Annotated in this window: 6 protein-coding genes; 5 read left to right on the top strand and 1 reads right to left on the bottom strand. The window is 43.2% G+C overall.

The genetic code is table 11. The features are described 5' to 3' along the window. The first annotated feature begins 369 nt into the window (after positions 1-369). Positions 370-573: a hypothetical protein gene (locus HC643_RS16640; protein WP_038092524.1), complete on the top strand. Its 204-nt coding sequence runs from the start codon at positions 370-372 to the stop codon at positions 571-573. A gap of 315 nt (positions 574-888) precedes the next feature. Here HC643_RS16640 and HC643_RS16635 read toward each other — a convergent pair whose 3' ends face one another. Further along, positions 889-1,164: a hypothetical protein gene (locus HC643_RS16635; RefSeq protein WP_038092527.1), complete on the bottom strand. Its 276-nt coding sequence runs from the start codon at positions 1,162-1,164 to the stop codon at positions 889-891. A 696-nt stretch (positions 1,165-1,860) separates the two neighbouring features. Between HC643_RS16635 and HC643_RS16630 the strand changes: the two genes are divergently transcribed. From HC643_RS16630 to HC643_RS16615, 4 genes are all read left to right on the top strand, one after another. Further along, the gene (locus HC643_RS16630; protein ID WP_050045879.1) at positions 1,861-3,471 is read left to right on the top strand and encodes a calcium-binding protein; all 1,611 of its coding nucleotides are present in this window, start codon (positions 1,861-1,863) and stop codon (positions 3,469-3,471) included. Positions 3,472-3,659: 188 nt separating this feature from the next. Then, positions 3,660-6,488 (top strand): two-partner secretion domain-containing protein, encoded by a 2,829-nt coding sequence (locus tag HC643_RS16625; RefSeq protein WP_038092531.1) that lies wholly within the window; start codon positions 3,660-3,662, stop codon positions 6,486-6,488. After that, on the top strand, positions 6,478-8,322 hold the full coding sequence (locus HC643_RS16620; protein ID WP_038092534.1) for a ShlB/FhaC/HecB family hemolysin secretion/activation protein: 1,845 nt from the start codon (positions 6,478-6,480) through the stop codon (positions 8,320-8,322). Before HC643_RS16625 ends, HC643_RS16620 begins: the two co-directional genes overlap by 11 nt. A gap of 273 nt (positions 8,323-8,595) precedes the next feature. Beyond that, positions 8,596-11,274 (top strand): CHAT domain-containing protein, encoded by a 2,679-nt coding sequence (locus HC643_RS16615; RefSeq protein ID WP_202048625.1) that lies wholly within the window; start codon positions 8,596-8,598, stop codon positions 11,272-11,274. Positions 11,275-11,398: the final 124 nt, after the last annotated feature.

Raw genomic sequence — 11,398 nt, 5'->3', positions numbered from 1 at the left:
AAATTTGGATTGCTAATAGCTAATTGCTAATGGTCAAAAAGCAATTAGCTATTAGCTATTAGCTATGAGCTATTAGCAGTCTTCACTCTTATTCTTATATTTCATTTAGGACTGCTATATATGTTTTTATATGTATCTATAAATCACTGGTGATTGCGATCGCAATTACAATAATGTTAATAATTTAACTTTTCACATTAGTATAAATACGGTTGACAGCCTAAGCTTTAGAGAAAAATCTCGCAGCCAAGTTAAAATTAATCCCATAGACAGATAAAATAACCGACAAAAATGACATCTGAGACAGAAGAATTTGCACTGCCAAGCTTCATAGAATAGTGCCAACGTTAAATAAATCGGAGTCACGTTATGGCTAATCCAGAGAATGAAAAAGTAAAAAACGACGCTCAAGTACCAGAAGCTTCTGGTGGATACCAAACTCCTATTGATGAAGAAGCACGCCACACTGGTATGGATGTGCAAAGCAAAGGTAAGCCCTCTGCGGTTCCTGAATCTGGAGACAGCGACCAAATTACTGAAGGTGCTGGCAATCAGGGAACTGAGAAGCGTTAATTTTAACTGCTTAGTTGTGTTCGGTAATCATAAGGTGGAAAGATTAAGCTGCGATGGGCATTATCTTCCACCTGTTTTTTTATCAGTTTCATTCCATAGTGGGCTACTTGAGCCTCTCCCCGACATGAATGCCGTATGAGTATCAAGAAATTAATTTCTTGATACTCATACTTCGGGGCTACTCGCTTCCCGTGTTATCAAAGTGTAGTAGAAATGCAAAGCTTCTATCAACCAGCGTTAAGCAAGCGCTATAGCTTCGCTTGCGCCAACGGCAATAAATTTGCTTGCGAAGCCTGGTAACAGCAAGATATTCTTTCATGTTAGTTGATGATAGCGTTTCTCCCCAAGGAGCAGTATTTTCCTTTTCATTGAATTGGTGCGCTCGCCTGTGGTAATGATTTCGACGAATAGTATTTTTATCTTCTCAGAGTCATAAGAGAGTGCGATCGCAGAGTGCGATCGTAAGTAGTCGTAAGTCAATTGTTGCGATCGTAAGCAAATTTTCTTGTAAAGAAGTGTAAAAATTTGCGTAACTTCCTCACCTCTCGCAGATAACTCTATAGTCGAGCGCAGAATAACATACTGCATCATTCACACTGAACCTCAGCCTAACGCCAGATAAAGTTTTAAGGGTAATCAAAATGGCCATCTACTACACTTCTGAAAGCAAAACTCTCTATATGTATGGTATCTACCTATTAAGCAAGGATACCAACTCTCTTAGAGGATGTTTTAAAAGGCCTCTTGTTGGTAGCAAAATGTTTATATCCCCCTAAATCTCCCCATAAATTGGGGGCTTCAAGAGGTCTTTTCCCCCTCCCTTAAAAGCTATGCATTAGTCACATCTTTCTTTACAATCCTGAAAACCCTGCCTACAATCCATTCTGGACGCTGAGATTTTCACCGGGCTTGCCAAAATGGCACTTATTCTTCTCGCAAAAATTACATTTTTATTGAGAATGAACAACGAACGAATCAGGGTTAGAAAAAACGAGAGTGATTACTCTGGTAAATGTTGAGAAAGATCCGGGTAATGGATATCCTTTAAAAGGGGATCTGGGGGGGAGCGATAGGTGCTTAAAAACACAGCGAACCACTTTTCAAACAACCTCTTAGAGGCTGTGCAAGAGCAGAAACATATTAATGTAAATCATGATAGTGGGTTGGAAATCAACTTCCGTGTTGTTAGTAAGTAAAGGTCTGTAACAACTGTCGGTAAATAAAGAAGTCAATTCACATTGAATACATAAACACATCTCTTTTACATACTTCAAGGAGTGAGAAGTTATGCCAAGAATAAACAGGGATGAAATATGGGGTAAGGAAGGGAATCCAGGACCAGGTGCTCCCGCAGATTTTGAAATTCCTTTTGATTCCGACAATATTGAGCTCGATAGCAGTGGTAACGCGAATGTTCCTATCAAGATATACAACGACCAAAAAAATGATGGGGACAATATCTTTTTATTGACAATTAATGAACCAACCAATCCTGCTTCTGGTTTTAGCCAAGAAATCTACGAATTTAAAGAAGCGGATGGAATTCCTTTATCTGCTGATGGATCGGCACAATTATCCAATGACAAAGGTTTTGGGATAGGACTAACAACAAAATCTTCAATTCAGACCGCTTACGTTGTCATTCTAGATGATGAGAAGCCAAGCCGGAAGACACAAGGAGATAGTCAGAATAACACAATTAATTTAAAAGGTGTAAATAATAACGACACCAGTGATGACACGGTTTATGCTGGAGCTGGAGACGATACTGTAGATGCGGGTCAAGGGGACGATATCGTCCTTGGTCAACAGGGCAACGATATAATCCGAGGACAGGAAGGCAAAGATGCGCTGTTTGGCGGTGATGGCAATGATACTCTAGATGGTGGAGCTGACAACGATAAAATATATGGCGAATCCGGTAACGATTACCTAATTGGTGGAGATGGAAATGATTATTTAGATGGCGGGTTCGGCGCTGATACCTTACAGGGAGGTACAGGTAATGATATTTACGTGGTTGATAATACAGGCGACAAAATTATTGATTCACCAGGTACTGGAATAGAGACAGTTCAAGCTTCTGTTGACTGGACACTAAGTTCAGGGCTGGATAATCTAAATCTTATTGGCTCTGCTATCAAGGGGATTGGTAACAATCTCAATAACAAAATTGAGGGGAATGATAAAAACAATTACTTGAATGGGGCAGAAGGAGACGACAAATTAGATGGCAGTAGTGGTGATGACACTTTAGTTGGAGGAGACGGTAACGACATACTAGATGGTGGATGGGGTGCTGATACCTTAGAGGGCGGTACAGGTAATGATATCTACATTGTTGACGACCTGAACGACAAAATTATTGACTCACCAGGTACTGGAATAGAGACTGTCAAAGCAAAGATTTCTTGGACACTGGGGTCGGGACTAGATAACCTAAATCTTAATCAATATGCTGATGGCTTTGCAGATAGTGACAAGAGCAACCTCAATGGTACTGGCAACAATCTGAATAACACTATTACTGGTAATGGAGGCGATAACATCTTAACAGGGTTAGAAGGAAACGATACCCTGAACGGTGGAAGTGGTAATGATACGTTAATTGGAGGAGCAGGAAATAACACCCTAACAGGTGGAATTGGTGCAGATAAGTTCGTCTTCAATTCCAAGTTTGAAGGTATTGATATCATTCAAGATTTCAATAGGAGTGAGGGCGATAAAATACAAATTTTCTCTGGTTTCGGCGCTATCTCTACTAATCAATTTATTTACAACAGTAGCACTGGAGCATTATCTTTTGATGCTTCTCCTTTTGATAGCGTGGCGGCCATTCAGTTTGCTTCTCTCAAACCAGGGACTAGTTTCATTGCTAGTAGTGACATTATCTTTTAAAAGCAGGCTCTCGATCGACTACTGTGCTGCCCTTCATTGAACTGGCATATTGCATTGAGATGTAGCTCTTGTGGGGTGAGTACCCTGCCCATGTTATGCAATTGAAAAATGCATTAGCTCACCATCACCGTAAATCTACAGATTCGTGACATCGCCCTTGCCCAAAGGCAAAGTATCAAGCTAAAACCATGATATTTTTTCGTTTTGTGTTTTGCGTTTCTAGCAGTCTGTGTATCTTCTACTTAGCAGCAACATCCCGAACACAAGCACAAGTTGTTGAGGATGTAACTCTGCCCAATTCCTCTGTTGTTACACAAAATGGTACAGTCGAGATTATTACGGGCGGTACACAGGCAGGAAGCAATTTATTTCACAGCTTTAAACAGTTTTCTATCCTTACTGGTAACACTGCTTCTTTTCGTCACGCTCCGGGGATTGCCAATATTATTTCTCGTGTAACTGGCTCGTCTGTATCTAACATCAACGGTTTAATTGAAGTCTTACAAACGGATGGTAATCCTAGTTCTGCTAACCTGTTTCTTCTCAATCCCAATGGCATTATTTTTGGCCCCAAAGCGTCGCTCAATCTTGGTGGATCGTTTGTCAGTAGTACAGCCAATAGCATCAAATTTACAGATGGCAGTGAGTTCAGTGCAGTTAACCCAGAAAACGCTCTACCTTTGCTAACAGTCAGCGTGCCTTTTGGCTTACAGTTTGGTAATAATCCAGCTTCTATTGTCAATCAGTCACAGGCTGAGGATGCTAATGGTGTCCCTGTTGGTCTCGTCGTACAGACAGGGAAAACATTAGCACTTGTGGGTGGGGAGGTAGAGTTGCCAGGAGGTTACTTAACAGCACCTGATGGTCGTATCGAATTAGGGAGTGTTGCCAGTTCTGGCTTAGTTAGCTTCACTCCAACAGCTACAAGTTTTGCTTTGGGTTATGAAAAAATACAAAACTTTGGAGATATCAGTCTTGCTCAAGAGGCAACAGTAGATGTGAGTGGTAATGAAGGTGGTGATGTTGCAGTCATGTCTAAGAACTTAAGGGTTCAAGGTGGGTCGCAAATTGTATCTGTTGCTTTTGCCGAGGGCAAAGGAGGGATGTTGAGTGTAACTGCAACAGAAGCTGTAGAGTTAATAGGTACTTCAGATGACGGTACTTTTTCCAGTGCCTTGTTTAGTGAGGTTGCAGAAGACTCTGGAGGATTTGGAAATAATTTGGCACTTACTAGCAAGCAGTTAATTATTCGGGATGGCGCGCGGATATCTTCCAGCACATTTGGTCAGGGACAAGGTGGAAACGTAACTGTCAATGCCACTACCATAGAAGTGAGCGGCTTTGTCAGTACTCGTCGTGATGCTGTTAGTAGTATATCGGCTGCAACTCAGGGACTTGGTCATGCTGGCAGCGTAATAATAAACACTCAGCAATTGCTTCTTCAACAGGGAGGACAAATCTTTTCCTCCACTGCTGGGTCTGGTCAAGGAGGTAACTTAACAATAAATGCTTCAGATTCTATAACTGCAATAGGTACCTCTAGAATTAACAAAAACAGCGGTAGGAGCAGTGGATTACTTACTCAAACAGATGGGGGCGGAACTGCTGGACAGTTAAAGCTTGAGACAGGTCAATTGCGTGTCCTTAATGGTGCCCAAATTAGCACTATTTCATTTAATAGTGGCTCGGCAGGAAACCTGTTGGCAAAAGCTTCCACTGTGGAATTGGCTGGTATTGCCCTCACTCGAGATGGTCAAGTCATTGCAACTGACACAAATCCTGTCATTCCCAGTGGTTTATTCGCTAGTGCCGATCGCAACTCAACTGGCAATGCAGCAAACTTAACCATTGAAACCCAGCGTTTAAGCCTGCGAGATGGTGCTATTGTGCAAACTTCTACCTTAGGCAGAGGTGACGCAGGAAATCTGATTATTCTTGCTTCCGATTCCATAGAAGTTACTGGCACTGCAAAGGGAGGACTGTTTCCTACGAGTATACTTGCTGCTTCCGGAGGCGTAACCGGATCGGGCTTTGTCGGATTTCCTGAAGCCACTGGTAAGGGAGGGAATGTGAGTATTCAAACTGGCAATTTGACGGTTCGGGATGGGGCGCAAGTGGCAGTCAGCAGTCTTAATCCTACCAGCAACGCTAAAGGTGCGGGCAATCTCCAAATTCAAGCTAATAATATCTTTCTAGATAATCAAGGTAAATTCAACGCCGAAACAGCATCCGGTGATGGTGGCGATATCGTTCTGCAAGTGCAAAAATTGCTACTCCTGCGTAATGGCAGTCAAATCTCTACAAGTGCGGGTACTGCTGAACAAGGTGGTGATGGTGGCAATATTAATATCAATGCAAAAGATGGCTTTATTGTAGCTGTCCCTGGCGAAAATAGCGACATCACCGCCAATGCCTATAGCGGGAGTGGGGGAAAAATCAACATAACCGCTGCGGGTATGTATGGTATGGTGCAGCGCAATCGCCAAGATTTGGTTAAGCTACTCAATCCCAAAAACGCAAGTGAAATTAACCCCAATTTGCTTTCAACAAACGATATCACCGCCATTTCCCAAACAAACCCAAATTTCAACGGTGACACAAGTGTTAACACACCCGATACAGAACCCCTTGAGTTAGTTCCCCTACCTGTTAACTTAGTTGATGCATCTCAAAAAGTTGCTACAGGTTGCACCCCAGGAAACAGACAAGCACGCAGTTCTTTTACTACCATCGGACGCGGAGGGGTAGCGCCGAGCCCCACAGAACCACTGACACAAGAAGCAACGATCGCAAACTGGATCGCTCTCGACCCAGCTATGGGAAATCCCTTAAGTTCAAAGGAATCTTTACAAACAAGCAACAATCGTCACAATTCCTTTCTTAAAAACTCTGATTCCCATAAAATTGTCGAAGCACAGGGGTGGATTGTCGATAAAAACGGCAATGTTATCCTTGTTGCTCAAGCACCACCGCGTGAATCTTCTGTTCCCCTATCACTATTGTGTCATGCCCCGTAACTTCCGCCAAAGATTAAGCATCTATCAGTATTGCTGTTGCTTAAGTTCAGTGGCAATTTCTTGCACTTTGTTAATAAAATCTGTACAAGCGCAGGTTGCTAATTCAGCACAAACCCAAAATCTCACTCCCAGTGTTTCTGCCCAAGTTCCCCTTCCACGAGAACCTCAAAGACCCATTAATGTACAACCAATCGACCCACGAGACATCGAACCCCCTTCCACTCAACCTATACCAGAACCCCCACCTCCAGAACCAGCACCAGAACCACCTTTCCGCCTACCGCCCCCTGAACAGTTACTCCCACCGGAAACCACACCGAGAACTCCCGACACCACTCCAGGAGATGTTCCCCAAACCATTAGTGTTAAAGAATTTAAAGTAACAGGTAGCACAGTCTTTAGTCAAAAAGAATTTGCAGAAGTTCTCAAAGACTATATAAATAGACCCATAACCCTAGCAGAACTCTTCCAAGCACGTGCGGCGATTACTGAACTTTATGTTAAAAAAGGTTATATAACATCAGGAGCTTACATTCCCACTCAAAAGCTTCAAGATGGGGTCGTAGAAATACGGGTCGTAGAAGGTTCCTTAGAAGACATCAAAGTAACGGGTACCCGCAGATTGAGACCGGGCTACGTGCGAAGCCGACTTGCTATTGCTACAAAAAAACCCCTCAATCGCGATCGCTTGCTTCAAGCACTACAATTGTTACAACTCAATCCTCTCATTGATAATTTGTCAGCAGAATTATCAGCAGGTTCGCGTCCGGGAGTGAGTTTGTTAGAAGTACGGGTGAAGGAAGCAGACACCTTTAACGTTCAGTTAGTTTTAGATAACGGACGCTCTCCGGCTGTTGGTAGTTTTCGCCGTCAAATTCAAGTCAGCGAAGCCAATCTTTTGGGATTTGGTGATAGCATTAGCGCTATCTATACCAATACTGATGGCAGTAATGCCTTTGACTTTGGTTATACTTTTCCTATCAATGCTCGGAATGGAACTATTTCGTTCAATTTTGGTATTTCTGATAGCAACGTCATAGAAGAACCTTTTAATATCCTTGACATTCAATCCAATTCCCGTTATTACGAATTAACCCTACGACAACCCGTAATCCAAACTCCAACTCGCGAACTTGCTGTAGGTTTAACAGCAACTCGCCGGGAAAGTGAAGCTACCTTAAACCCGGACAATCAAGGGGAAATCCCCTTTCCAGCGTTTGGTGCAAATGAAGAGGGCGAAACTCGAGTAACCGCCTTACGTTTTTTCCAAGAATGGACTCAACGCAGCAGCCAACAGGTATTTGCCGTGCGTTCTCAGTTCAGTTTGGGACTTGATGCTTTCGATTCCAATAGTTTCTTTGCTTGGAGAGGACAAGCACAGTGGGTGCGGCTGCTAGCACCCGATACTCTCTTTCTCTTACGAGGAGATTTGCAATTTGCAGATCGACCCCTAGTTCCATTTGAGCAATTTGGCTTGGGTGGCTTGGAAAGTGTTAGAGGTTACCGCCAAGATGCGCTGCTTACAGATAATGGCTTCTTTGCTTCTGCTGAAGTCCGCATTCCCATTGTACGGTTTTCGCGGCGTGGTAGCGTTTTACAAGTGACGCCTTTCTTTGATGTAGGTACTGTTTGGAACCGTTCCGGTAGACCCAGCCCAGATGCCGAACTAGAAGAAAATACACTCGCCTCTGTTGGATTTGGGCTGCGCTTGCAATTAGAAAACTGGCTGACAGCACGCATAGAGTGGGGTATTCCGTTAATTTCAATTTCTGGAAATAAGGACACTTGGCAAGAAAACGGTTTATATTTTTCCATTATTGCTAATCCCTTTTAATGAATCCTATTAAGCCCGGTTGATTAGTGATGATTAAAGGTTCCGTGCAAAACCCGTTCCCCAGTCCCCCATGTGCCCTAATCATAAGTCTTTAACCAGACATAATATGACTGGTTCCGCCTCCAAGATTTTCTTCCTCTTAAACAAAATATAATGAAAAAATTGAATTTAACTCGTTATTCTCTTCTCATAGAGTGGGCAGGCAATCGTATAAATTTTTGGGTTGGCAATACCCACCCTACTTGTGTTTCAAAAATCAAATAGGAGTTTTATATGAAAAAATTAAATTTAACTCGTTATTCTCTTCTAGCTGTTGTGACAGCTATATTATGTATTTTTAGTTCACCAGTCTTCGCAAAACTCCCCCCATCCCCTCCACTTCCCCACTCTCTTGCCTCCCCGATTGCTTTACTGCAACAGGGGAAAGTACTATACGATGGCGGACGCTATTCTGAAGCAGTGCAAGTTTTGCAGCAAGCAGCACAACAATACCAGCAGCAAGGGGATGCAATCAGTCGTGCGGCTACTTTAAGCAATCTTTCCCTTGCTTACCAACAACTTGGTGCATGGAATGAGGCAAAACAAGCGATCGCAAGTAGTTTAGATATCCTTGGTTACACGCAGCAAGATTCGGAAAACAAAATCAGCCAAAATCCAAAATCTCAAATCCAAAATTTACCAATTCTTGCACAAACCTTGGATATTGAAGGACGCATGCAGTTGGGGATGGGACAACTAGAGGAAGCTTTGGTAACTTGGCAAAATGCAGAAAAAGTTTACCACCAAGCCAATGATAAAAATGGCGTTGTGCGATCGCGCATTAATCAAGCTCAAGCACTCAGAACCCAAGGATTTTATCGTCGTGCAGAGGCTTTACTCGTGCAAGTTAACGAAACATTGCGATCGCAACCAGATTCCTTAGAAAAAGCAGTCGGTTTGCGATCGCTTGGTGATGTTCTCCAACTGGTTGGCGATTTAGATAAATCCAATGTTGCCTTACAACAAAGCTTGGAAGTTGCCCAACGCATTAAATCTGCAAAAGAAATTAGTGCAAGTCTTTTTAGTTTGGGAAACAATGCCCGTGCTTTGCCGCAAAAACCACAAGCAATCGCTTATTACCAAAAAACAGTTGAAGTCGCCCCTTCACCACTCACAAAAATTCAAGCACAACTCAATCTTTTAGACCTATTTGTAGAAGACAAACAAATTGCAAATGCCCAAAATTTAATACCTTCAATTCAATCGCAACTCGACCAACTTCCTCCGAGCCGTGCTGCCATCTACGCCCGAATTAACTTTGCTCAAAGCCTTTCGATTTTAGATTTTAGATTTTCAAGTTTGAATTCCCAACAGTCTCAATCCAAAATTAATCAAGAGTCTCAATCCAAAACCCAAAATCCAAAATCCAAAATTGGCGAGAATCTCGCCACCGCCGTCCAACAAGCCCGCGATTTAGGGGACAAACGTGCAGAAGCCTATGCTTTGGGCAGTTTGGGTAGTTTATACGAACAAACCAAGCAGTGGTCGGAGTCGCAAAAGCTGACCCAGCAAGCATTGTTCCTAGCACAAACAAGCAATGCACCAGAGATTACTTACCGATGGCAATGGCAGTTGGGAAGATTGCTCAAAGCACAAGGAGATACTAAAGGAGCGATCGCTGCTTATGATGCTGCGGTAGACACTCTTCAGTCACTCCGCAGCGATCTTGTAGCCGTTAACCAAAACGTGCAATTTACTTTTCGAGACAGTGTAGAACCTGTCTACAGGCAATCAGTAGAATTGCTCCTGCAATCTCAGCAAGGACAACCCGATGGAAAAATTCTAGAGAAAGCACGTCAGCGCATAGAAGCACTACAGTTGGCAGAACTAGATAACTTCTTTCGGGAAGCTTGTTTGCAAGGACAGAGAGTACCTATTGATAAAGTTGTAGACCAAGATAATCCAACCGCAGCTATTCTCTATCCAATTATTTTGGAAAACAAACTCCAAGTCATCGTAAAAATTCCCAAACAACCCTTGCGAGTCTACGGTCAGCAAATTTCCCAACCAGAAGTGGAAAAAACATTAAGTGAGTTGCGGCAAAATCTGGTCAAACCATCTGCGATTAAAGCATTCAAAACAAAGTCACAACAGGTTTATAATTGGTTAATCAAACCTATAGAGTCAGAATTACAAGCAAGTGGAGTCAATACCCTAGTCTTTGTATTAGACGGAGCTTTGCGAAACATACCACCAACAGTTCTTTATGATGGTAAGCAGTACTTAGTTGAAAAGTACGCCGTTGCCCTCAGCGTGGGTTTACAACTTTTTGAACCCAAACCACTTGTGCGACAGCATCTAAACGCTCTGACAGCGGGACTAACCGAACCACCGCCAGAATATTCCGGTCGGTTTTCACGTTTGCCAGCTATCAAAACAGAATTAAGCTTAATTACCCAAGCTGGTGTATCAACCACTAGCTTGCTAGATCGAGAATTTACTAGCAAAGCTTTAGAAAAAAAGGTCAGTAATGTTCCATTCAATATCGTGCATCTAGCTACCCATGGTGAGTTTAGTTCGCGGGCTGATAAAACCTTTATTTTGGCTTCCGATGGACCAATTGACGTTGCTCATTTTGGTAGTATCCTTCGCAGTCGGGATGATATCAGACCAGAAGCAGTACAACTACTAGTTTTAAGTGCTTGTAAAACAGCCGCCGGAGACAACCGAGCAGCACTCGGTCTTGCTGGGGCTGCTATCAAAGCAGGCGCACGCAGTACAGTCGCTTCTTTATGGCAAATAGATGATGAATCAACAGCCCAATTTGTTGGTGCTTTTTACCGGGAACTCAAAAATCCCAACATCTCAAAAGCCGAAGCTCTCCGCCGCGCCCAGCTGCAAATGTTGAAGCATCCCAACTTTAACACACCCAGCTTTTGGTCAGCTTATGTTTTAATTGGGAATTGGCTGTAATAGCTAATGGTGAGACCAGCCCTGTAGGCGGGTTTCCGGCCGTAGGGGACTGGTGAGACCAGCCCTGCAGGCGGGTTTCCCGCCGTAGGGGACTGGTGAGACCAGCCCTGCAGGCGGGGTTCCC

Origin of the sequence: Tolypothrix bouteillei VB521301 (assembly GCF_000760695.4) — a bacterium.
Classification (GTDB): domain Bacteria; phylum Cyanobacteriota; class Cyanobacteriia; order Cyanobacteriales; family Nostocaceae; genus Scytonema; species Scytonema bouteillei_A.
The sequence above is the reverse complement of the archived record's forward strand: the minus strand, read 5'-3'. Positions and strand labels throughout refer to the sequence as shown.

Coding starts and splice junctions, on each gene's coding strand:
- HC643_RS16640 (WP_038092524.1), top strand. CDS start 370: ATGGCTAATCCAGAGAATGAAAAAGTAAAAAACGACGCTCAAGTACCA.
- HC643_RS16635 (WP_038092527.1), bottom strand. CDS start 1,164: ATGATGCAGTATGTTATTCTGCGCTCGACTATAGAGTTATCTGCGAGA.
- HC643_RS16630 (WP_050045879.1), top strand. CDS start 1,861: ATGCCAAGAATAAACAGGGATGAAATATGGGGTAAGGAAGGGAATCCA.
- HC643_RS16625 (WP_038092531.1), top strand. CDS start 3,660: ATGATATTTTTTCGTTTTGTGTTTTGCGTTTCTAGCAGTCTGTGTATC.
- HC643_RS16620 (WP_038092534.1), top strand. CDS start 6,478: ATGCCCCGTAACTTCCGCCAAAGATTAAGCATCTATCAGTATTGCTGT.
- HC643_RS16615 (WP_202048625.1), top strand. CDS start 8,596: ATGAAAAAATTAAATTTAACTCGTTATTCTCTTCTAGCTGTTGTGACA.